Source organism: Vibrio splendidus (assembly GCF_024347615.1).
Lineage (GTDB): Bacteria > Pseudomonadota > Gammaproteobacteria > Enterobacterales > Vibrionaceae > Vibrio > Vibrio splendidus.
In genome coordinates, this window is record NZ_AP025509.1 from 627,332 (window position 1) to 650,038 (window position 22,707).

At 44.7% G+C, this 22,707-nt stretch carries 25 protein-coding genes and 1 pseudogene; 6 read left to right on the forward strand and 20 right to left on the reverse strand.

Annotation, left to right across the window (positions count from 1 at the left end; genetic code table 11):
• Nucleotides 1-28 precede the first annotated feature (28 nt).
• Nucleotides 29-493: a GNAT family N-acetyltransferase gene (locus OCU90_RS20100; protein WP_061025178.1), complete on the reverse strand. Its 465-nt coding sequence runs from the start codon at nucleotides 491-493 to the stop codon at nucleotides 29-31.
• 32 nt (nucleotides 494-525) lie between these two features.
• Nucleotides 526-1,623: a ketoacyl-ACP synthase III gene (locus tag OCU90_RS20105; protein ID WP_061025176.1), complete on the reverse strand. Its 1,098-nt coding sequence runs from the start codon at nucleotides 1,621-1,623 to the stop codon at nucleotides 526-528.
• Between the two features lie 122 nt (nucleotides 1,624-1,745).
• Between OCU90_RS20105 and trxC the strand changes: the two genes are divergently transcribed.
• On the forward strand, nucleotides 1,746-2,180 hold the full coding sequence (gene trxC / locus OCU90_RS20110; RefSeq protein ID WP_004731082.1) for a thioredoxin TrxC: 435 nt from the start codon (nucleotides 1,746-1,748) through the stop codon (nucleotides 2,178-2,180).
• A gap of 145 nt (nucleotides 2,181-2,325) precedes the next feature.
• On the opposite strand, the gene OCU90_RS20115 is transcribed toward trxC, so the two are convergent.
• Together OCU90_RS20115 and OCU90_RS20120 are read right to left on the reverse strand one after the other, a co-directional pair.
• Complete coding sequence (locus tag OCU90_RS20115) at nucleotides 2,326-3,975, reverse strand: GMC family oxidoreductase (protein WP_061025174.1); 1,650 nt, start codon at nucleotides 3,973-3,975, stop codon at nucleotides 2,326-2,328.
• Complete coding sequence (locus OCU90_RS20120; RefSeq protein WP_061025172.1) at nucleotides 3,968-5,572, reverse strand: long-chain-fatty-acid--CoA ligase; 1,605 nt, start codon at nucleotides 5,570-5,572, stop codon at nucleotides 3,968-3,970. Before OCU90_RS20120 ends, OCU90_RS20115 begins: the two co-directional genes overlap by 8 nt.
• 303 nt (nucleotides 5,573-5,875) lie before the next feature.
• On the opposite strand from OCU90_RS20120, the gene OCU90_RS20125 reads away from it, so the two are divergent.
• Together OCU90_RS20125 and OCU90_RS20130 are read left to right on the forward strand one after the other, a co-directional pair.
• The gene (locus OCU90_RS20125; protein WP_061025170.1) at nucleotides 5,876-6,901 is read left to right on the forward strand and encodes an AraC family transcriptional regulator; all 1,026 of its coding nucleotides are present in this window, start codon (nucleotides 5,876-5,878) and stop codon (nucleotides 6,899-6,901) included.
• A 269-nt stretch (nucleotides 6,902-7,170) separates the two neighbouring features.
• Nucleotides 7,171-8,322, forward strand: a complete 1,152-nt coding sequence (locus tag OCU90_RS20130; RefSeq protein ID WP_017079268.1) for an MFS transporter — start codon at nucleotides 7,171-7,173, stop codon at nucleotides 8,320-8,322.
• Nucleotides 8,323-8,440: 118 nt separating this feature from the next.
• Here OCU90_RS20130 and OCU90_RS20135 read toward each other — a convergent pair whose 3' ends face one another.
• The 3 genes and pseudogenes from OCU90_RS20135 to OCU90_RS20145 form a co-directional block, all read right to left on the reverse strand.
• Entirely contained in the window at nucleotides 8,441-8,776 is a 336-nt protein-coding gene (locus OCU90_RS20135; protein WP_061025168.1) for a winged helix-turn-helix domain-containing protein, read from the reverse strand.
• A gap of 147 nt (nucleotides 8,777-8,923) precedes the next feature.
• Nucleotides 8,924-9,282: pseudogene (locus tag OCU90_RS20140) on the reverse strand (winged helix-turn-helix domain-containing protein).
• A gap of 148 nt (nucleotides 9,283-9,430) precedes the next feature.
• Nucleotides 9,431-10,324: a helix-turn-helix transcriptional regulator gene (locus tag OCU90_RS20145; RefSeq protein WP_019351042.1), complete on the reverse strand. Its 894-nt coding sequence runs from the start codon at nucleotides 10,322-10,324 to the stop codon at nucleotides 9,431-9,433.
• A gap of 50 nt (nucleotides 10,325-10,374) precedes the next feature.
• Here OCU90_RS20145 and OCU90_RS20150 point away from each other — a divergent pair, with 50 nt between their 5' ends.
• Entirely contained in the window at nucleotides 10,375-11,772 is a 1,398-nt protein-coding gene (locus OCU90_RS20150) for an MATE family efflux transporter (protein ID WP_017081061.1), read from the forward strand.
• 100 nt (nucleotides 11,773-11,872) lie between these two features.
• Here the strand turns inward: OCU90_RS20150 and OCU90_RS20155 are convergent, their stop codons facing one another.
• Complete coding sequence (locus tag OCU90_RS20155; RefSeq protein ID WP_017087039.1) at nucleotides 11,873-12,268, reverse strand: nitrous oxide-stimulated promoter family protein; 396 nt, start codon at nucleotides 12,266-12,268, stop codon at nucleotides 11,873-11,875.
• A gap of 2 nt (nucleotides 12,269-12,270) precedes the next feature.
• Nucleotides 12,271-12,786, reverse strand: a complete 516-nt coding sequence (locus OCU90_RS20160) for a GNAT family N-acetyltransferase (RefSeq protein WP_061025166.1) — start codon at nucleotides 12,784-12,786, stop codon at nucleotides 12,271-12,273.
• A gap of 97 nt (nucleotides 12,787-12,883) precedes the next feature.
• On the opposite strand from OCU90_RS20160, the gene OCU90_RS20165 reads away from it, so the two are divergent.
• A complete protein-coding gene (locus OCU90_RS20165; RefSeq protein WP_004731171.1) occupies nucleotides 12,884-13,114 on the forward strand; it encodes a DUF2986 domain-containing protein in 231 nt (76 codons plus the stop codon).
• A 166-nt stretch (nucleotides 13,115-13,280) separates the two neighbouring features.
• Here OCU90_RS20165 and OCU90_RS20170 read toward each other — a convergent pair whose 3' ends face one another.
• The 9 genes from OCU90_RS20170 to OCU90_RS20210 form a co-directional block, all read right to left on the reverse strand.
• Entirely contained in the window at nucleotides 13,281-14,204 is a 924-nt protein-coding gene (locus tag OCU90_RS20170; RefSeq protein WP_061025165.1) for a metal ABC transporter substrate-binding protein, read from the reverse strand.
• Nucleotides 14,205-14,206: 2 nt separating this feature from the next.
• Nucleotides 14,207-15,082: a metal ABC transporter permease gene (locus OCU90_RS20175; protein WP_012600593.1), complete on the reverse strand. Its 876-nt coding sequence runs from the start codon at nucleotides 15,080-15,082 to the stop codon at nucleotides 14,207-14,209.
• Entirely contained in the window at nucleotides 15,082-15,816 is a 735-nt protein-coding gene (locus OCU90_RS20180; protein WP_017082153.1) for a metal ABC transporter ATP-binding protein, read from the reverse strand. Before OCU90_RS20180 ends, OCU90_RS20175 begins: the two co-directional genes overlap by 1 nt.
• Nucleotides 15,816-16,751 (reverse strand): metal ABC transporter solute-binding protein, Zn/Mn family, encoded by a 936-nt coding sequence (locus tag OCU90_RS20185; RefSeq protein ID WP_061025164.1) that lies wholly within the window; start codon nucleotides 16,749-16,751, stop codon nucleotides 15,816-15,818. The genes OCU90_RS20180 and OCU90_RS20185 overlap by 1 nt, the downstream gene beginning before the upstream one ends.
• A 49-nt stretch (nucleotides 16,752-16,800) precedes the next feature.
• Nucleotides 16,801-17,361 carry a DUF6162 family protein gene (locus tag OCU90_RS20190; RefSeq protein ID WP_061025163.1) on the reverse strand — a complete coding sequence of 187 codons (561 nt, stop codon included), beginning with the start codon at nucleotides 17,359-17,361 and terminating at the stop codon, nucleotides 16,801-16,803.
• Nucleotides 17,358-17,693 (reverse strand): hypothetical protein, encoded by a 336-nt coding sequence (locus OCU90_RS20195; protein ID WP_061025162.1) that lies wholly within the window; start codon nucleotides 17,691-17,693, stop codon nucleotides 17,358-17,360. Before OCU90_RS20195 ends, OCU90_RS20190 begins: the two co-directional genes overlap by 4 nt.
• Before the next feature lie 115 nt (nucleotides 17,694-17,808).
• Nucleotides 17,809-18,645, reverse strand: coding sequence for a DUF4198 domain-containing protein (locus OCU90_RS20200; protein ID WP_061025161.1), 837 nt, complete (start codon nucleotides 18,643-18,645; stop codon nucleotides 17,809-17,811).
• 100 nt (nucleotides 18,646-18,745) lie between these two features.
• Nucleotides 18,746-19,264 (reverse strand): DUF2271 domain-containing protein, encoded by a 519-nt coding sequence (locus tag OCU90_RS20205; protein ID WP_061025159.1) that lies wholly within the window; start codon nucleotides 19,262-19,264, stop codon nucleotides 18,746-18,748.
• An 84-nt stretch (nucleotides 19,265-19,348) separates the two neighbouring features.
• Nucleotides 19,349-19,978, reverse strand: a complete 630-nt coding sequence (locus tag OCU90_RS20210) for a PepSY-associated TM helix domain-containing protein (protein ID WP_061025157.1) — start codon at nucleotides 19,976-19,978, stop codon at nucleotides 19,349-19,351.
• 505 nt (nucleotides 19,979-20,483) lie between these two features.
• On the opposite strand from OCU90_RS20210, the gene OCU90_RS20215 reads away from it, so the two are divergent.
• On the forward strand, nucleotides 20,484-20,750 hold the full coding sequence (locus OCU90_RS20215; RefSeq protein ID WP_240513411.1) for a hypothetical protein: 267 nt from the start codon (nucleotides 20,484-20,486) through the stop codon (nucleotides 20,748-20,750).
• A gap of 161 nt (nucleotides 20,751-20,911) precedes the next feature.
• Here the strand turns inward: OCU90_RS20215 and OCU90_RS20220 are convergent, their stop codons facing one another.
• Complete coding sequence (locus OCU90_RS20220) at nucleotides 20,912-22,090, reverse strand: tetratricopeptide repeat protein (protein WP_061025156.1); 1,179 nt, start codon at nucleotides 22,088-22,090, stop codon at nucleotides 20,912-20,914.
• Nucleotides 22,087-22,707 carry an energy transducer TonB gene (locus OCU90_RS20225; protein ID WP_054542423.1) on the reverse strand — a complete coding sequence of 207 codons (621 nt, stop codon included), beginning with the start codon at nucleotides 22,705-22,707 and terminating at the stop codon, nucleotides 22,087-22,089. Before OCU90_RS20225 ends, OCU90_RS20220 begins: the two co-directional genes overlap by 4 nt.

Below are 22,707 nucleotides of genomic sequence, written 5' to 3' on the forward strand. Positions count from 1 at the left end.
ATTATAATTAGTTCTAAAAACTCAGCGATCAGATTCGCTCACCTACATTGCGAGCTATCATAAGCACTTCATCAGCTGAGTACAGGTTTGAAATCGTGGTTTCGACTTCTGCACCCAACGTAGATTGATAAAGCTTTTGTGCAAAGTTGTCTGCTCTGGTGGTCACTAGCACGTGTTTGAGCGTCGAGCCTTGATCCGCCAAATGCTGTTTTACCTGCGGCAGGGAATCTAGAATCAGCGTTTTACCCAATCCTTGCCCCTGCGCGCTTGGTAACACGGCAAGTTGCTCTAGTTCTAAAACAGCTTCAGGTCTAAATCCGCTTTTCTGAACCCAGATGATGTAACCCACGACCTCACCTTCACTCTCCGCAACAAAGTTAAGAAAGCGTGGTGAAGCGTTTAAGTTACATTGTAACCAAGTTTTTGAGTTTTGCTGTCGAACAAAAGTAGCTTGGTGAACTAAAGCCGCCCCATTGAGGTCGGCTTTCGTCATAAGACGTACTTTGACGACTGTACCCATCAGCGTTATTCGCTCGCTGAATTCGGGTGCGTTTTACAGTGTAAAATGGCTCTTTCTAGAAGCTCTAAAGCAGATTTGTCGGCTTCTGGAAGCTTAGCATCTGATTGACCTAGCGGTTCAACACGGCTACCCCATTTAATATGGCCAGCACCCCACGTTAAACCCGCACCAAATGCCGCAACAAGAATGTTGTCGTTAGGCTTAACGAAACCTTGCTCTAGCGACTCACATAATGCAATTGGCACAGTCGCAGCGGATGTGTTGCCGTAGTTTTGGATGTTAACAAACGCTTTTTCGCGATCGATACCCGCCATATCACACAGAGTTTGGATGATTCGGATGTTCGCTTGGTGCGGAATCACAACGTCGATATTGTCGGTTGAGATACCTGCGCGACTCAATACTGTGTGTGCCGCTGCGCCCATGCCTTTGACAGCACGCTTAAAAATCTCTTTACCAACGAAATCGAAGTCCCAATAACCGTTATCAGCCGCAAAGCGGTCCATAGATGTACCGAATTTTGGTACCGCTAGAATATCACGACCTTCCGCGTCACAACCGATTTGAGCTTCTTGTAAACCCACTTGCTCTTCAGTACGCGATAGAACCACAGCGCCAGCGCCGTCACCGAAAAGAACCGCAGTGTCACGCTTGGTCCAATCAATGAAGAATGACAGACGCTCAGCACCCACAACGATGGCATTGCGATAGTTACCCGCTTGAATTAGTCGAGTCGCTGTTTCAACACCGTAGATGAAGCCAGTACACGCTGCGTTAAGGTCGAAAGCCGCTGCACTCTTAATGCCTAAGTTCTGTTGAACCTTAGATGCGGTATTTGGAATAAGGGAGTCTGGGCTGCACGTCGCGATGATCACGAGATCGATATCTTCGGCTGTTAGGCCAGCACACGCCATGGCATGTTTCGCTGCAACAGTCGCTAGCTCAGAGGTATTTACATGACTGATACGACGGTTTTCGATACCAGTTCGAGTTCGAATCCACTCGTCAGACGTATCAATGAAAGTGCTTAGATCATCATTGGACAGCACGGCTGGTGGTAGACACTTTCCCCAGCCAGTAATTTCGGCGTAAAATTTTGTCATCATTTACCTGTTTATTGTTTGTTTTTATTTAAGTATCGTATTCTAGTTTTAAACAGTATAAGCGCTCCGTGCGTGATTCGTAAATCGCGTTAGCAACGGAGTTACAATAAAAAGAGAAAGTTATGTCTACATTCAACACACGATGCCCTTCTTGTAATGGCGTAAACCGAGTTCCTTCAGAAAGAATTTCAGAAAGCCCAACTTGTGGTAAATGCAAAACAGCATTGCTCGATGGCGCTCCCATCGAGGGAACGTCACTTAATTTCCAATCTATCTTGAACAGTTCACAGCCTGTGGTTGTCGATTTCTGGGCGACATGGTGTAACCCATGCGTGGGTTTTGCGCCAGTGTTCAGTGACGTTGCTAAAGAGCGTTCGGGAGATGTTCGATTCGTTAAGATTGATACTGAAGCTCAGCAACAGCTTGCCGCGATGTACCAAATCAGAAGTATTCCCACGGTGATGGTGTTTAAAGATGGCAAACGTGTCGATACGATTAACGGTGCGTTACCAAAAGGCCAATTTGATCAATGGCTTAATCAAGCTCTAACCAAGTAACACTATTATTTAAGCTATTGGTTAAGCGATTGAATTAGCTTTGGCTTTATTCTAAGTAAGCACACAAAAATAGGTTAGAGAGTCTTACCAAATCAAGACTATCTAACCTACTGTTTTATTTAGGGTTATCACTTAATTTCTTGAATCAAACCACAGCTTCGCCTTTCGCTTGAATGCCAGATTCTTGCTTGCCAAACCCGTATTGCTGTTTGATCTGGTCTGCGACTTTCTCGGCAATCATAATGGTTGGTGCATTGGTGTTTGCCCCAATCAATGTCGGCATCACAGAAGCATCAATGACTCTCAAGTTATCCAATCCATAAACTTTAAGATCGTTATCTACCACGGCTAATAAATCACTGTTAGGGCCCATTTTACAGGTCCCGACCGGGTGATACTGAGTGTCTGCACGATTGCGAATATCTTGCTCGATAGCCTTGTCATCACTGGCGTCCACTGGGTAGAAAGCATTGCCACGGATGTCATCAAACGCCGAACTCTCTAACATTTGATACTGCTTCTTCCAGCCCTTAATCATAATCTCCATATCTGCAGGATGACTGAAAAACGCAGGATCGATCTTGGGCGGATCATAAGGATCATTACTATTAAGCGTTACGCTGCCGTTGCTTTTCGGACGCAACAAGGTGACATGAGAGGTAAACCCATGACTGGTATGGATTTTTCTTGCATGGTCATCGACAACTGCGACCACAAATACAAACTCTAAATCCGGCACGGCGATATGATCTTCGGAACAAAGAAAACCAATCCCTTCAGCGAAGTTGCTACTCATCTTGCCACGGCGTTCTTTGTGCCATAGCGGCAAAGCTTTGGTCATTTCAGAGGCCATTTGCAACGAGATGCCGAAGGTTTCGCGCTTTTCGCTGCATTTGTACGAATGCACTAAGTCGATATGGTCTTGCAGGTTCTTGCCCACTCCAGGCAACTCATGAACCTGTTCGATGTCATGCGCCTCCAAATCGTCTTTAGCACCGACACCAGACAATAATAACAACTGGGGAGAACCAAATGCACCAGCAGATAGAATCACCTCTTTGTTGGATCTGATCTGATAACGCTGTCCGTCCGAGCCATATTCAACGCCAACCGCTTGCTTACCTTCAAACAAGACCTTATGTGTGGTGGCTTTAGTAACGACCGTGAGATTCGATCGTGAAAGGTTTGGCGTTAAGTAAGCCTTGGCAGCGCTGCATCGTTCACCATTCAGCTGAGTGACCTGGGTCGGCATCGCCCCAAACTGAGCCGCACCGTTAATATCTTCATTGCGAGGCACGCCTATCGATTCACAGGCCGTTAAGTAGCGTTCAAGCATTGGGCTTGGCGATCTAAGGTTTGCCACATTAAGAGGACCACCTTGACCATGAAACTCATCTTGATGAACTTCGTTGTTTTCGGCTTTCTTAAAGTAAGGCAGACACGAATCATAGTTCCAACCAGAATTACCCAAGCTTTCCCATGTATCGTAGTCGTAGCGGTGCCCACGAGCGTACATCATGGCATTGATAGAACTTGACCCGCCAAGTGTCTTACCTCTTGGTTGGTAACCTTTGCGGCCGTTCAAACCCGGCTGTTCAACCGTTTCGAAGGCCCAATTATTGAGTTTGGTTGGCATCATAGCCACCACGCCAACCGGTGTATGAATGAATGGGCTCGTGTCTTTACCGCCCGCTTCTAACAAGCAAACAGTGACATTAGGATCTTCCGACAACCGAGAAGCCATGACACACCCCGCAGAACCACCGCCAATAACAATAAAATCATAACTATCCATTAGTCACCTCCGCTATTTCTAGTGGGTGCAATTCGCGCTTCAATATTTTGCCGGTTGCTGTCATGGGTAAGGCTTTGCGAATGAATACCTTACGCGGATATTTGTAATCGGCCAATTGCTCACGACACCATGTTATCAGAGCTGCACTATCACATTGCGTATGTTCGTGAAGCACCACATGAGCGTGAATCTCCTCGCCTAGGCGATCATGATGTTCACCCACAACCGCGACCATTTCGACATCAGGATGACACATCAATACTTCTTCGATTTCGCGCGGATACACGTTGTAACCCCCACGGATGATCATGTCTTTCACGCGGTCAACAATGAACAAGTTGCCGTGCTGATCGGTGCGTCCAATATCTCCTGTTAGGAACCAACCGTCTCTTATCGCTTCTGCTGTCGCCTCTGGCCTTTGATAGTAGCCTTTCATGACACTTGGACTTTTGATGCAGACTTCGCCCAATTCACCCATTGCAACAGAGTTACCTTGTATATCAGTGATCTTGATAAGGTGACCACACAAAGGTTGACCCACACTGCCAGACAATCGGTCACCATCAATATGATTAAAGGTCGCAACTGGCGCTGTTTCTGATAAACCATAGCCTTCTAATACTGGAAGCTCAAAGCGAGACTCAAACTGTCGTATTACTTCAAGAGGCATAGAAGCACCGCCAGACACGCCAAGTCTCAAGCTGTGTTTAACCTGTTCAGAGCATTTGCTTGTGTTTTCTAAACTATCAGGAGACTCTTCTCCCGCCTTTAATAGCGAGATATACATAGTAGGAACACCCGCAAATACGCTTACTTTGTGGTTAATGATCTGGTCGATCACCAGTGACGGTTCGAAACGCGGAATCAACACCATGGTCGACCCTGTTAGCACACTCGCGTTCATCATCACCGTCTGGCCGAAGCTATGGAATAAAGGCAGTGTGGCCATTGTGGTGTCGCTGTACTCCAATCGCATTAGATACTGTGACGACATCGCATTGGTTTGCATATTGGTGTGAGAAAGCTCAGCTCCTTTTGGCTGACCTGTCGTACCTGAAGTATAAAGAATCACAGCGGTATCATCACCATGGCAAGCCACAGACTCAAAAGGAATCAAAGGTTGTGCTAACCAGTCAGCGATTGATTCATGCTGCTCGTTTCTTTCTGAAGTAGTGTCTGCGCCGGCTGGGATGGGCATCTCGACAAAGTGTTCACAATGGTTTGCCTGTTCGAAACCTTGTAAGCCATAGCGACCGATGGGCAGCTCTTCACTGCCCTCAAAGCATAAATAAGCTTTCGCGTCCGAATCATTAAGGTGGTAAGCGATCTCTCTTGCTTTAAATAACACGTTCAAAGGCACCACGACGCAGCCTGCTTTTAGAATCCCATAATAGGCAATCGGGAAATACGTGACATTCGGACACGACAACGCGACCTTATCTCCTTTCTTGAGTCCCAGCTTTCTTAAATTAGCGGCGACGTTTCCAGAAAGTTGTTCCAACTGAGAAAAGCTGACTTCATCCGTCCCCATTCGCAGAGCGACTTTATTTGGGAAAAGCGAAGCGCTGCGCTCCAAGTTAACAGCAAGATTGTGCATCCATGATCTCCTTATTCGGCTTAGACCTATTAATCACGGTCACCGTAGACGTTGTTGTATTTTGTTTCGAATATGTGTTTAACCTATGTTCATTTGCTCTTTGTTTTCGTTTCCAATCTATTGTTATTTCAGCCCTATGCACACGTGCCCGTGTATGGCTTATTAAATTACAACATTTTGATAACATTCTGCAAAGGTTGCAAAAAGACAAAAAACGGTGATATTCGGACATAATTGCAACACAGCCGACGAAAAGATGTTCGTGGTTAAGATAGAATAAGAACACTCAACAAGAGGCATATTATGGAATACACCGCAGTTTACGAACCGGATATGCAGGCATTTGGTATTCTTGATCTTCAGCTATTGTCTCGATATTTTTCATCATCCTTGACGGTCGATACGTTATTGAAAGGCAGTAACATCGATGAGTTCCAGCTCAATACGCCAGATACCCACATCACGCTCGCACAAAAATTAGCGGTGTTCAGTAACGCGCTTGAGAGCTCCAACGTAGAGGGGTTAGGACTAAAAGTTGGACAGGAAGCCCGATTCAGTGATTTTGGTGTGTTGGGTTACGCAGTGTTCAGCAGTGAGACACTGTTAGACGCTCTTTTAATGGGCTTCAAATATCTGCGTCTTGCGGGCCCTGTTCTCAAGAAGACCATGTCCGTTGAACATCAAACCGGATACTTTCGCGCAGAACAACTTATCGAGCTCGACTCTTTGTTGCCTTTCTGTTGTGAGTATTGGTTTTCCGCGATTCAAAGTTTGTGTGAAGAAGTGCTACAGCAGCCCTTTCCCTCTCTTGTGATCCGCTTCCCTTACCCTAAACCTACCTACGGCGATCTTTATCAGGAGATTTTCCGTTGCCGTGTAGAGTTTGATTGCGAGCAGCTTGAGTGGCAGTTCGATGCAACACGCCTATATGCACCTTTACCAACGGCTAACCCAATCACGTTACAAATGTGTTTGAAATCTTGTGACGACATGTTGGCTAGAGTCAGTGCGCCCACCAGCCTTAAAGAGAAGATCTCACAGATGTTTATTGAAAGGCCTGGCTGTTACCCTTCCATTGAAGCGCTATCCACAGAATTGGGAATGTCTTCTAGAACACTACGTAGACACCTTAAAGCCGCAGATACAAGCTATCAGAAAATATTGGATCACGTGCGATTTCACCTCTCTAGGCATTATCTTTCATCGACGCATATGAGTATTGAAGAGATCTCCGATAGAGTGGGTTTTTCGGACAGTGCGAACTTTCGGCATGCCTTTCGTAGGTGGAGCGGAAGCTCTCCAAGGCAATACCGTAAAGACATCGGATAATGTTTTTTGATACCTGAATTAAATCCAAATGATGGAAAATTAGAGGCCTATCATCTTCCAAATTAAATAACCAACGAACAAAGGCTTAATAGCTTTTCGACCGCATAAAATCTTGCCAAATCATAAAATGTCGCAATGGCATTTTAGTTTAGATGAACGATAGATTTCTTTTATCTTAACGACCATTTTTATTCGTTTTACCCAATTCGGTTTCTCCCCCATAGTCGCGGAAAATTCATCGTTTCTTTTACTATTTAGAGGCTCCTGCATTGGACAACATCCAACCAACAACTCGCATAACTGTTCCTGTTATTGCATTGTCTTTTTACGCGATCGCTTCAGGCTATTTAATGAGTTCATTACCATTAATGCTGTCTGAGTATGGCTTAGACAGTAATCTATCGAGTTGGTTGGCGAGTGCCTTTTATGCAGGCCTTTTAGCGGGTACGTTATTGATTGAGCGTGCGATCGCTCGCGTTGGTCACAAAGACGCGTTCGTCATTGCACTTAGCGTATTTATCGCCACGATTCTTGTATTACCGTTGGCGCCACATCAATCAGTTTGGTTGTTGGCTCGTTTCGTCGCGGGTGTCTCAGTCGCTGGGATCTTTGTGATTGTGGAATCTTGGCTAATGAGCGGTGAAGAATCTCAACGTGCGAAACGTTTAGGGGTTTACATGTGTTCGTTATATGGCGGTTCGGCCGTTGGTCAACTTGGCATCGGATACCTTGGTATTACGGGCGGCGTGCCTTTCATTGCAATGTTCACCCTGCTGTTTGGAGCAATCATTGTATTGATGTACGGACAAGCGACAGCACCACAAATTCACGATGCGCAGTCTTTATCACTGAAACAAATCAGCAAGCTAAGTCACAGCGCTTTGATTGGCTGTATTGTATCTGGGTTAACACTTGGGTCTATTTACGGATTGATGCCTGTCGAACTCGCTCAGCGTAACATCGCACACCAAGACATTGGCGGTTTGATGGCGTTAGTGATTATGGGTGGTATGGCCGTTCAACCGATGGTGACGTGGTTGTCTCACCACATAGGACAAGTGTTATTAATGGCTCTGTTCTGCCTGCTAGGGGTTGCAAGCATTGGTGTACTAACGATAAACCATGATTTCTACGTACTAGGCATGAGCCTATTCGTACTGGGCATGGCAACATTCGCACTTTACCCAATTGCGATTAACTTAGGTTGTCGTAACTTAGACCCAAGCTATCTAGTGTCAGTGACTCAGGTTATGCTGTTGTGTTACAGCATTGGTTCAGTCGCAGGACCATTGGTAGCAGATAGCTTTATGGATTCTCAAGCAGGACTATTTACTTACCTGTTTGCGTCTCTGCTAGCGACAACGATTTACATGTTAATCGCAAGCCTAAAGCGCTCTCCTCTACAGATTGCTGGCGAGTGACATAGCAAGCTCATTAGATAGAGAATAGTGGGGCTCTTCGTGTGACTAATAGTCTAAATGAAGCGCCCTTTTCTTTAACTGTAATAATGCGAAGAAATATAAAACCAGCGAACAGTGTTTAAGGTTGGAACACGTAACCTTCACCCGTTATCGTCATGATCAGCCCATCACCAAACAAAGATCGAATTTCCGAGATGGCGACGATCACAGAAGAATTGGTGACTTTCTCACTTTCCCAGCCAATCTTCTTTAATTGACTAACACTGAACAGTTCGCCCCGATGTCGATTCATAAATAAAATGATCTTTCGGTACGCCAAAGGCATAGTAGCCAGTACGTAACCATTTTCAACATTGCGGATGAGTTTGGTGTTGAGTTCAACAATTTTACCGTTTAATTCAAGTACTAGGTTGTTTTCAGAGTGGTTCATTTCTATTGCAGGATAAGAGTCCATTTTTATATCATTCCCTTACTATATAGCCAGCGACAATGTCAGATTCATTCATATTTATATAACGTCGCTTATAAGTGGACGTTTTAGATTTGACGATAATCAATGGAATTCGTACGGTAAAGAGATTAAATTTTTATTATTAAGATATTAACAGGATATAAATAGAGGATTATTTATTACTCCATGACATACCCTTCGTTGGAAACGGTTTGTATACAACGGCAGTCAAGAATCCTCCTTATCTCGTAAATAGCAACCAACACAGATGCAGATGTCACCGCTTTACCTGCCCAGCCTACACGCTTCAAAATTTGCTTGCTCACCACTTGGCCTCTGTTCAGGTAAAGATAGAAAAGTACTTTACGATGAGGCTCAGCAAGCGTTCCTATTATTGAACCACAACCCTGCTTGCGTACGATTTTAGTGCCTGATTGAAACTCTTTATTGTTTAAAATGAGCTTCGACGGAAGAGCTAAATCATCCGTCTCACTGATAACTTGGTGCATTAATTCCTCGTGTTGCATAAGCAGTCGTCTTCTGAGATATTTCCAATACTATCGAATAGAGCAAAAATACTAAATTGATAGATAGCTCAATACAGTAATATTACTGCAAAGCTTGATCTTGCGTAATTGATCGAGGAAATAAGCAAGGCTAACCAAGAAGTCGATGGCTTTTTCGATATTGGCTGGGTGACAGACCAAAATGTTTTTTAAAGCGATGTGAGAAGTTATAAGGATCTTTGTAGCCTAAACGGTTGGCAATCATAGAGACTGACCAATCTTGATATTTCAGCAAACTGGTGGCTTTATCCATGCGCAATTGAATCAATTTACTGCGTGGTGAGAGGTTGAATAGCGTCTTGGTGACTCTATTTAGCTGCTCTTCACTGATGAACACCCTTTCGGCCATCCCTGCGACGGTCCATGGCTGGTGCAGACTGCTTTCAATCTCATTATAGAGTGCTTGAACGCGTGCGGTGGTGCTGGTCGATTTGGGTTCAAACCCCGTCAACGTTCGGATGATTTCACTCAAGAGCAACTTACGGTAACTGGCTCGCCCTCCTATCTCAAAGTAAACCAAGTTCATTAATGACCAGATCTGTTCACACTCTCCGAACGGCACAATCCCCTGACCTAAACTTGCTATGTGCTGCCATTGCTGCGTATCAGGCGTCAGCATCCACGCCATTTTCCAATAATTATATTGAGGATCGAGTTCAAAACGAAATGGGGTTTCGGCAGGAAGAACCACCAGCGTATAAGGCGTAATCGCTTGTACCGAGGTTGAAGTGGTTAGAATTCCACCCCCTTCTTGAGTAAAAATCAACGTATGAACATTGACGGATTCTCGCTCAACCCAATAACCATCGTATAGCTTTGCCATACCGCCCATATAGACACCAAAGCTTTTCATCTCTGGGATATCTTCAACGGTCAAAAAACGTTCTTTGCACTGTTCGGCAAGAAAAACGTCATCGTGCCAAGTGGATTTTGGCTTCATTGATTCAATGACGGATTTGCACAGGTTTTGTTGTTTTTTAAACATGTTGTTACTTCGCTCAAAACACTATAGTTCTGCCATAAATCGGAGAGCTTATGACAACTAACATCAACCCTAACTCATCTATGAATAACAAGCCAGAGAGCATCTTACCTCGTATCGTTAAACTTGGTTTACCTGTTGCTTTGCAAAGTGCGCTTGTCGCTATTCTTGCCCTTGCTGACGTATTAATGGTCAGTGATTATGGTATGGAGGCAGCTGCAGCTGTGGGAATTGCGTCAAAATGGCACTTCGTTGCTATTATGATTATGGCAGGGTTGGCCTCAGCAAACGGTACATTAGTCGCTCAATACTGGGGAAAGAATGACCGAAAAAGCGCACGAACAGTATCCTCGATTGCGATGATATTTGGCTTAAAAGTTCTGCTGCCTGTTACCGCAATCATCACTCTTGGTTCTCAGTTTTTAATGATGTTGCAAACCAGCGATCAAACCGTGATTGAACTTGGCGCGACTTACCTATGGTATGGCTTCCCTGTTCTACTTCTGACTCACATTGTTGTCGTGGTAGAAGCAAGTATGCGCTCATCAGGTGACACCGTAACTCCGCTGTTATTAGGTGGCGTTACCATCGCACTTAACATTGCGCTTAACTTCGTTCTTATTAAAGGTGCTTTCGGCATTCCAGCAATGGGCGTAGCAGGTGCGGCATTGGCGACAACCTTAGCGCGATTGATTCAAGTGGGCTTAATGTATAGCTACATGCGTATGCGTAAACATTGGCTATTAACGACACCGAGCTCACCACATCGCCCGTCATTGTGGTTGTCTTACCGTCGCATTGCTTTGCCGTTGACGATGAATGCTGTGTTGTGGGCAATGGGTACCATGGCATATCAAATGATTTTCGGTCACATGGGCACGACTGAGCTTGCGGTGTTCTCGATGCTCGCACCATTTGAATCGCTGTGTTACTCGATCTTCTTTGGTATCTCAGTGGCGTGTTCTGTTTTGTTAGGCCATTCATTAGGCCGTGATGAATTTGATGACGCGATGAGCATGGGTCTAACCTTCATTAAAGCCGTTGTTGGTTTTGGCGCGGTCGTTGGGTTGCTACTGTTTATGGGTAAAGAACATGTTCTATCATGGCTAAACCTTTCTACCGATGCATTGTACCCACTCGCTGCACCTGCAATGACTATTATGTGTTTTGCAGTAGTCATTCGTATGCTCAACATGGTGATCATTAACGGTATTATTCGTGCTGGTGGTGATAACGCTTTTTGCCTGCGAATGGATTTCATCGCGATGTGGATGGTTGGGATTCCAGTGTGTGTTTACGGCGCATTTGTCGCTGGATGGGATTTCAAATACATCTATGGTCTGATGTTGGTAGAAGAAGTGGTGAAACTGGCCATCTGTTCACACCGATACTTGAGCCGACGCTGGATCAATAACCTGACGGTTACCTACGAAGAGCCTCAAGCCGCGTAATCTCTTACGTTCTAGGTTTAGTCATCGAATATAAAAACAAAAAGGTCTGAGAAATCAGACCTTTCTTATTTCTAAACCGTTTTCCACTGCAAACAATACGTTACTTTTTGTTCATTCGGATATGGCGGTTCGACACATTCGGCAATGGCTTCTCAGGCACTTTTCGTTTTTCATGTATCAAGTGTCTGATCGCTAAAATCGGATGCTTGAGTAACATTCTTGGTCCAGCATATCGCATCACTAAACGCATCTGCTCTTTAGGGTCAGGCTTATAGCAATGAATCGGACACTTATTGCAGGTTGGCTTCGCCTCGCCATAAGGACAGCGATCAAGTCGGGTTTCGGCATAACGCAATAGTTGCTCGCACTCTTCACATAACGCGTTGTCCGAACGAACAGCACCGTGATGATCTTTGCAATAGATGTGCACCATAGCAATAACAGTTTTGTACTCGGTTGCGAGTTCGCCTTGAAGAATGTTGTTATGTTGAAACATGATTAATTACTCAATGATAGACCGTACAGGTTGAGATTGACGCTTTCATTGATCGCCTCTTCAACTCGCTCAAACACAAAACCCAACTTAGTCAGCAGTGCGATGCTTCGAATATTATCAGAGGTCGTGATGGCAACTAAATGATCGATATCAGCATTATGTTGAGCTTGTTCAATTATCGCTTGTGCCGCTTCCTTTGCATAACCTTGGCCATAGACTTCAGGTACAAAGCCATAACCAATATCATGCGCCTCTAGTGTGTCTCTTTTAATCAAACCACAGACACCGATTGGCGTTGAAGACTCTTTAATCTCGACCATCAGTAAACACACACCCTTCTCTCTATACATCTTAAGAATGTTGTTTTCGATGTATTCAACAACCTTGCCAGTATCTGTAATTTCCTTGTCTCCGATGTAACGTAAGAAATCTTCTGAGCTATATAATCGCTGAATAAACGCCGCATCTTGAGGTGCGATCATTCTTAATCGTAAGCGTACGGTTTCGACTGCCTGCATAGTGATATTTTCCTTGCTGGATAGCATGTAAATATTGAGTTCTAGATCTAAAATGATTATCCTCCACCGCATAAACTAAATACAAGGCTATGCAGCAATGAACCGTAAGAAAAAAATCAATCAAATTCTAAAGAAAAGACAGAAACAGGCGACGTCTAAACTGCATGGTAGCAACAAGCCTCGCTATATTTCTAAAGCTGACCGCGCAAAAATGGAAGCTGAAGAGCAAGCGAAAGCCGCTCAAGAGCAAGCTGAAGGCACAGTTGAAGCTTCTGTTGAATCGGAAGAAGCGGGTATCGAAACTAAAGAGACAAAAGCTGCAGAGTAAGTTTTTAACTCACGATACTCTGCCCAGCACTCTGAACCAAAACTCAGACTAGAGCCAACGGACAAGAACAAAAAAAGCAGCCTCTATTTGGGCTGCTTTTTTGATCGTATTTTTTGAACGAGCTATTTATTAGCTAACGGTTTATTAGCTAACTTGTTTTAGCCACTTAACCTTTGAAAGGCTGAACTTCCCAGCGAGCAAATGGCGCTTTTGCGTTAATCCCTGCTCTTCCCCAACGGTCTACAGAATCAACAACAAGAATTCGCTCATTCGGCACCAGTGACTTAATCAAAGTTGTAGGCTTTTTCGCTGTGACTAACCAGAGTGCATCGTCTTCTGAAAACATGGCTTTGAGTTTCGCTTTGTCTTGCTCTGTCCATTCCAGTTCTGCTTTGAACATGCGCTCTTCAACAAACAGTTGGCTACCTGAAGCGAAATCTTCCAAACTTTCTGAAAGCAACAATACTGAATCTACGTCGTTATCCAATAACACCGCTTGTTGCTTGTTAATCAGTTCACGAACATCAAGCATCACGCGTTGTAGGTTGCTATCAATGGTCTCAGCTTGCGCCGGCCACAACAACTTAAAGTCATCAGCCACAATTGCCGCCATACGCGTTAGATTGGTTGGGTTTAACCACGCGTATTTAGACACTTCACCATTTGATAACGTCAGCGCAGCGACACCTTGCGCGCGCGGTGTAATCGCTTGAGCAGCATCCACCTCAACCAAATGGATGTTGCCTTGTCTTGCGTATACAAATGTAGGATCAGCTTGCCAGATAGATGACAGCGTTAGTGCAACGGTCGCCTTTTCTCCTGATTGAAGGACTTTGCTCGCCCCCTTAGTACCAAACCAGTTAGGCAGACGATCAATACCGTAGCGTTTTGGTGGTAGATATTCAGTCGTAATGTCTGTGCCTTTGGTTAGCTCTGTCGCTAGCGCATAAGTCACAGGCGTACTGGTGAGGATATCTTCAGCATTAACATTGAGAGATACCAATAAGCCAACCAACAACAGACTACTAAGTGCACTCACTTGAGCCGCTGCTTTTACGGAGATTGAGATACGATTCATTAAAGAAGTCATGATTATGCCTTTCTTATAATTCGGTATAGCGTTGCCGCTAGGAAAAACGTTGCAGAAACGATGATGATTGAAGCGCCTGATGGCACTGGCAATTTAAGCTCCATCGGTAATACCGTTCCGACCAAACACGCGATGGTTGCCAACAACGCAGAAAGCAAAACAAAGCTGCCCATGCGTTTTGTCAACAGTCGAGCCGTCGCGCCTGGGATGAGCAGTAATGCCCCAACAAGAACCGCCCCCACGATCTTCACTGCTGCAATCGTCACTAAGGTGATCATCATGACAAACAAGTAATCATAAAAGCTGGTGTTATAGCCACGAACCTTGGCAATATCAGGGCTAATACAAGTGAGAAGAATACGGTTGAACGTCGGTATCAAGAGCAAAATAATGAGTGCGCAGCTGCCTGCGAGAATCGCTAAGTCTTGATCTGTTACCGTGAGAATCGAGCCAAACAGCACGTTCTCAAGCATGTGGATATTGATCTTACGAGCCACGTACATCAACAATGCCGCACCGACCGCTAACGCAAGTGCCAGGAAAACGCCAACTAAAGTATCGTATGGCACGTTGGTTCTATTTCTTACAAAGTGAAGAAGCAAAGCGAAGATCATACAGAAGCTAAACAAGCCAATAATTGGATTTTCTGGTGGCTCACCAAGCAGAACACCGATAGCGATACCGGTTAAAGCCGCGTGGCCGACTGCTTCAGAGAAGAAAGCCAGACGCTTTGCAATCACCAAAGTACCCAGGCCACCTAGTAACGGGCCCAGTAACAACGCAGCAACCAGTGCATTCACCATGAACGCATACATAAAGCTGTCTGATAACCAGCCCGCTTCCACACCACTAATGGCAAGTTGTCGTAACCATTCCATTACGCAACCTCCTTCGATTTAACGATAGCTACGCCACTGCTGTAGTGCTGGAACAAGCTTTCAATCTTACTTGGGTGCAGCACTTGTTCGTGTGGACCACTATCCACCAAGAATCGATTCACAACATGTACATTGGCGTCAAGACGACGCACTGCAGTTACATCGTGATGAACGGCAAGAATGGTGCGACCTTCATCAACGCATTCACGAATTAGAGATTCAAGATAACGAACGCCCTGCTCGTCCATCCCTGTGGTCGGCTCGTCTAAAACCAATAAACTTGGGTTATCCAATAAGGCTTGAGCAAACAATACACGTTGTTGCTCACCACCCGACAACTGCCCCATTCGGCGATCGCTACGTGTCGCCATACCCACTCGATCTAATTGTGCTAATGCAAGATCCAACTGCTTAGACTTGCGACGCCAAAATAGCGGAATTCGAGTTTGGTTAAGCAACACGAAATCCATTACCGTCAGGGGTAAGCTCGATTCGAAGGCCGCTTTTTGAGGAACGTAACCAATACTTGGCTTTTCTGGCCAATGAATATTGATTTGCCCAGAGAAAGGTGTCAGACCAAGAACAGAGCGCAGCAAAGACGTTTTGCCTCCGCCGTTTGGCCCCATGATCACATGGCACTGACCCGCTTTAAGTTCTAGTGAGATATCGTCAAGTATGACGTTATTGTCGTATTGCAGACCGAGTTGATTGATTGAAATCGATGGACCTAACATTATGCGTTCCCGCTTTTAGCTTGGTTCGCCGCCGCAAATTTCATTGCTTCGATCAACGTCTCGAGGTTCTTCTTCATCTCAACTTCAACTTTGTCGTCTTGATATTCGCCATGCGTCATGTGAGAGAAACGGTAAAGCTGAACACCCGTTTCCGCTTCAATCGTGTCTACAAAACGGTTTGGCATGTTTAGCTCGTAGAACAGAACATCAATGCCCGACGCGCGGATCTTTTCGATCGTATCTTGCAGTTGGCTCGCACTTGGCTCAACACCGTGTGCTGGCTCTATCACCGCTGCTACATCAACACCAAACTCTTGAAGGATATAACCATAAGCATTGTGCGTGGTCGCTACTTTCATGCCTGATGTATCGAGTTCACCTAATGACAACATCGCATCACGCTTCATAAAACGAAATTGCTTGGCGTACTTACGCGCATTTTTACGATAAAAAGCCGCGTTGTCAGGATCGAGCTTAGACACTTCACTGGCGATTGTGTAAACCTTTTGAATCGTTGTCGAAAGCCCAACGAAGGTATGCGGATTAACGGCACCTTGACCAACAGACTGACCAAGAGCAGGAAGTAAAGGCACTTCTTTGTTTGCTTCGATAACCACTAAGTCATCACGTTGCGCGGCTGAAATCACTTTAAGCGCGAAGTCATCGTGACCAATACCGTTTACCACGATGGCGTCCATCTGGCTCAATCGCTTTAAGTCGTTCGGTTGTGGTAAATAGTTATGCGGATTAAAGCCAGCATCAACCAAAGGAAGGATGTTCACTTTGTCACCCACTACCGCTTTTACGTAGCTGTAGTAAGGTTGAAGCGTGATACCAATCGTCAGCTTATCGCTATCGATCTTGTATTCTTTTGCCAGTGCATTGGGTGTCATTAACACCGCCAATAACGACATGAACAGAGTCATAATTCGCATAGTAAATCTCTTATTATTTTTGAACATTTTGTTTTTCGAGAATCTGGGGTTAATGAGAAGAAGCATCATGCTGATCAGCAACTTCTGACTCATTCACCACCAATTTCCAACCAGTAGACTCAAGCGTGTGTTGGTCAAAAGTAGCTGGCTGTTTCGCTACACCACCAAAGAAAATCCAGATTTCAGGTGAAACGCTGTTGGCGTTTAAAATAAAGGAATCAGCAAAGCCATGATCGCTTGGCGTAGAAAAGTAGTAACCACGCTTATCCAATACCCAAGTATGAGAACCTTTACGCTTCCAACTCTGGTCTTCAACAAATGGCGCGACCCATTCATCCTTAAGTGACACAATACTTGGCCATTCACCGTCTGAGTCCATACGCAGGTCACGAATTTCTTCATGTGCTAAACGCAGCTCTGACAACATTGCCAAGTTTTCTTGTTCAACATCAGTTACCAGAATTTGATGATCAAGTACCACTTTCGCATGGGATTCTGCTTGATGAAATGGGATCGCGACCGTGGCAAAGCTCAGGATGAATACAATGATCAGCCCTACCCATTTACCCTCTCTGCCACCCGTATCAGCACGTACGCCTTGGATCATCATTTTTCGCTGATCTCAACAACGTCGACTTCAACAGGAAACTCGTGGCCTGAATCAAACACAAGGTAAAACTCAGTATCTGGGTTTGGAAACTCAACGATGGAGCGCTTATCCGTCATCTGTTTTGCAATCAAGTTGTCTTCGTAGTCGTACATTTGAACCGCGTAATCAATCGCTTTACTACCATCAGAATAACCCGCTTCACAGGCCACAGTTTTGCCTTCAAACCAGCAGCTCATCAATGGAAAGTGTGCTTGCGCAGGTAATGCAGCGAAACCAAGTCCTAGAGCTAAGCAAGGAGTCATCAAAGCGTTAAATTTTGTTTTTATTGTCATGGTTCATACCCTAGCCACAGTGCAAATTCTCAGTAGTAAACTGAGCGATAAAGGGCTCAAATGAGCCCTTAAGTTTTTTGGTCTTTTAATCAGGGATCTAGCCCCGATATCACAATTATTGAAGCAGTGCTTCGAACGTTAGGTGAACGTTCGCGCTTGCTTTGTCAGCCAGTGGGTTGTCAATCAACTCACCTTTGTAGTTCGCTTTCATTACGTAACGGCCCGCTACGTCTGGAGTGAAGGTAATTTCACCGTTCTTGTCACTCACAACATCAATCTGCTCTTGGTGGTTGCGGTAAAGCGTGCCTTCACGAGTGATCTCCGCTTTCACGTCTTTTTGAATTTCACCGTTGTAGAAGAATTGGAATGTCACCGGTTCGCCTTCAATGATGTCTGAAGGGTGCGTTACTGGCTTCATTTCAAGTAGCTTGCCTTCAATTTTGAAGACTGAATCCGATGGCTTACCTACTGTGATGTAGCTTTCTGCACGAGTGAAGCTGATTTGTGTTACCACGTCACGCGACTTTTCAGGAAGAACTGAATCACGTTCCGCTTTGTTTGCTTTGATCCATTTCACTGTGTCACGACGACCCGCTTTGTACTGTGTGTAGTAAGATGGCTGGTTGTTGATCGCAACTTTGTGTGTACCTTCTTCTTCAAAGTAGAAATCGAAGATTGAACGACGTTTGCCGCGAACAACAAAGTTAGGACGTTCGCTACGGCCATCAGGCATGATGACATGTGCATTTTCACTGCCTGCAGGCTTATCAAAAACAAACGTACCGTGAGACGCAGTCACATCGAACGTTAGCCAATCACCGCCTTCTTTCGATACGGTAAAGTGTGATGGCAAAATCCAGCGTGGGTGAGCTTGTGCTGTTGTCGTAACCGCTAGGCCGAACGCCATAACACCCGCTAGTGCAAGTGCCTTAATTTTTGTCTGTTTCATCATGTTCAATTCCATTATTTATAATTGTTAGCCGTGTCGCTCTATCTGAGCCTACGATGACGACTGTCTATTCTGTTCAGTTTGCTTTTGCTATTCGCACTTACTATTTAGCGATGTAGTTCAGAGTGATTTCACCCGTCTCTTCTGTCGCCTTTAACTCATAAGAAGCGTTTGAATCTGTTAGCGATACTTTTTGACGAAGGTAATTACGGCCGCCGTGTTCACGTACAACCTCGATATGAACCGTGTACTCACCCTGTTCTAGAGTTTGACCATCATCGCTCTTACCATCCCAAACGAAACGGTACTGGCCAGCAGGGCGCGTTGCAGAGGTCACTGCATCAACCAATTCACGATCGTAACGTCCCACTTTTCTCCACCAGCTGCGTAAGTCTTTAAGCCATTCATCTTTACCGACCCAAAGCTCAATGGTTTTCACTGACTTTCGTTCGCTGTTCTCTACCCACACCGCCACATAAGGACGCGCGTACATAGAGGTATCAATCTTTGGAAGCTTAAAGTTCACATCAAGTTTTGCCGTATCAGGGATCGCTTGTGCCATACCTAGGCTTGGCAAAAGAGATAAAGCAAGAAGCGCCTTGCTCCAGTTCATTTTTTTCATGTTTAACAACCTTTTAAATCCGTTTAACCTTTAGTTCGTTCTTCAGGCTGATTCATCAAGCAGACTCATCAACCTAATGGAGGGTTAAGGTACGGCGACAAAATAGATAGCAAGCGAGATTGCAGACCCAAATACCATCCATTTAATGGAGGTATTCAGTGTTTTTTTCTTAGGTAACAGTAAGCACACGCCTGTAAGTACAAAGAAGATCATCAGTAGCGCTGTGATATCGATGAACCATTTCCACACCTCACCGCTGTTACGGCCTTTGTGTAGGTCGTTCAACAGTGCAATCGCGCCGTAGTTCGTGGTTTCGACCTCGACCATTTCAGATGTCACGTCAACAAATACAGACGCGTTGTAACCTGGTCCTTTAAAGTCCATGGACACTTCTCCAATCAGCAACTCACCGTCTTCAATTTCGGCGTAGATGTCTAAACCAGAAGGAACGCCAGACAAATTAGCCTCTTCAAACAGAAATGTTTCGAAGGCACTTTCGTCGGCTTTTAATCGTCCGTCTTGGATCGTGAACAAACTCGTAGGAAGCTCTAAAGTAGAGCGTTGGATATTAGGTTGGCTTGATTCAAATAACTCAGGTCTATTCAGGGTGATGCCTGTCACTGAGAAGAAAAGAACAACGAACAGAAGTGCCATTGAAATATAAACATGAAGTCGACGAGCCCATGATTGAACCGCCCTACTTTTTAACGACATACAAACCAATACCTATAAATTTTATGGCGTCAATTTAGTTGATAATCATTCGTATTGGCATTCAATTTACATTGTTTACGTTTGCCGAGCGGCGTAAGGAAATTTACATAACATTACATGGGAAGTAATCGAACTGTATGCATATTCTTGCTAACTTGTACTAAAGGGAATTGATAGCTTGTATTTGAGGTCATCGATAGTAAGGTCAAACCTCGAAAAATCTCAATATCAACATGCTTGATTGAGGTTGGTTTAAGGTAGCAGTTGTGGCTTTAAGGAATGAAAGTTGGGACTATTTAAGCTTCGTGACTATTAACCTTTGGGGCTATTTGATCTTTGGAACATTTTGAAGATCATACACAAACGGCGGACTCTTCGGTTGATGCGGTTTGTTAAATACAGACTAATAACCGATTTAACGATAGCTAATAAGGCTTAAAGGGATTTTGAAATGCGTATTATTGTTTTGGCTTTTACAGCGCTCGTAACAGCGTGCAGTAGCTAAATGAGCAACACAGAAGAGCACGTCCAAGAATACATCGGCTCAGACATAACCGATGCACAAGAGCAGTATCTAACCGAACGCTCACGCCCTGTTAGTTTTTGGGCATCTAGAAACTATGCCTGGGCTGAGACGAAGAAACCACTAGATAATGGTTACACTTTACATGCCTTTAAGAACCCTTATCGTGACTGCACCATTAACTGGGTCGCTAACACCAGTGGCGCAATTCAAAGTGCAACGCTTAGTGGCACGATGTGCGAGCCTTAATCAATCCATTCCAATCGAACAATAACGCTAGATGAGCTAAAGTCCCAAGATGGGCTTAAGTCGCCTAAATTAAAAAGGGTGTCATTTGAACGATCAAATGACACCCTTTTGCTTTTCTTGTTTCTTATGCGCTGTTCTTGTCTTCTGTTTGCGATGAGCGGTTAAACGTTTCCGTTGTCACTAACCGTTCTAAGCTGAGTCAGGTATTTAATCCAGCCTTTCGCCTCAGAAGATGGCTCAATGTTATTGGCACGCTTGGCTTGAGCAAGGGCGTTATCAAGATTCTTTAGCTTGTACCATGAACGCACTTTCGCTAAAGCAACGTCGGCTTGTTTGTTTTTGTCTTTCACTTTGTCTAAAACAACCAACGCTCGGTCGTAGTAACCCTGCTGAACCAATAGCTGTGCCACATTCCAGTGGTATTGAGTGTCTTTTTTAGACGCTAACGTCCACACTTCAATGGCATTGTCCCACTCTTTCGCTAGCTGCCAGTAGGTTGCTTGCTCAGCCAAAAGTTGAACGTCACTGTTCGCGTCATCTAACTTACTTATTTCTTCAGCAGCTCGCTCTGGAATACCTCGTTTGGCATAAAGCTGTGCTAATAAACGGCGATCCGAATTTTTAAGCTCAACGCCCTGTAAATCAGCCAGTGCTAACGTGTTCAATGCATCACGATTACGTTCCAATCTTAGCTGAATACCGACAAGTTGACGCCACCAGTTATCTTTCTCTGGTTGAAGTTCAATGAGGCTTTCCAGTGTCGGAATAGACTGCTTCCACTGTTTTAACTGAAGCTGTGCGCCCAATTTTAGCGATAGAGGCGACAACTCTGCTTTTGAATTGAATTTGTCTCGATTACCGATGGCCACTAGGACTTTCGACCAGTTTTCAATTTGGTATTCAGCTTGTGCAATTCGCATCCAAAGCGTGTCTTTCTTTTCCTTTTCTGGCGCTGTTTTCACTAACTCGTAATAGTGCGAAAGCGCATTTTTAAACTGCTGATCGTTCAACAACAAATCAGCCAGCATGCGCTTGGTTATCCAAGCTTGCTCATCAACAAGTAAATTACTGTCGACCGCATAAGTAAGCTGCTTAATTGCCGTGTCGGTTTTTCCATCTTGCCAGTAAAACACACCCAGCATACGAGCTACGTATGCTTTGTCGTAGCCTTTAGAAAGCTCCAAGCCTGCAAGTACGTCAATCGCCTGTTTAACCTGTTCATCTTGAGCAAGCTTATGCGCCTTTTGAACACGAATAGCAGTATATTGAGTCAGCTCTTTTGCTTGTGTTGTAAGGGGCATTAACAACAAGCCCACTAATATCCATATCTGTTTCATCATTTTGCCAACTTAAACTCTAGTTTCACGGTTTGACCAACCTGAGCTATCGCTTTTCCATCGACGACTTTTGGTTGATATTTCCATTTTTTAAGTGCTCTCATCGCTTCACGTTCAAACATACGACGTGGGTTTGCGTCAGTGACTTGAATGTCAATTGGGCGTCCCGTTTCATCGATGGTAAAAGACATAATGACATGGCCTTCAGCGCCGCGCTTCAGCGCTTTTGCTGGGTAACGAGGTTCTACTCGATATAAAGGCATTGCCTGTTGGTTCGACCCAAAATCCGAAAATGTCGGCGCGTTAATCGCGAGGCCATCAACCGATGTATTCAAATCCAATGAAGGCAGTGAAGACATCGAATTCAGAGGCGTAACTTCAGCTTGTGACTGAGACGTTTTCGCTTCCGGTGGCGGCTCTGGCATTTCTGGTTTTTCAGGGACTGCACGCTGTCTTCTTTGGACTTCTTGTTCTTGTTCCACCATCACCATATTGAAACTTAACGTCTCACTATTATCTGGTGAACGTTGGTGGCCATTATCGACCATCCAAGCCATAAAAGAAAACAGAGCTAAGCCCAATGCGCCCGCTAGCGGTAAAGCAAGAAATAGGCGAATCAT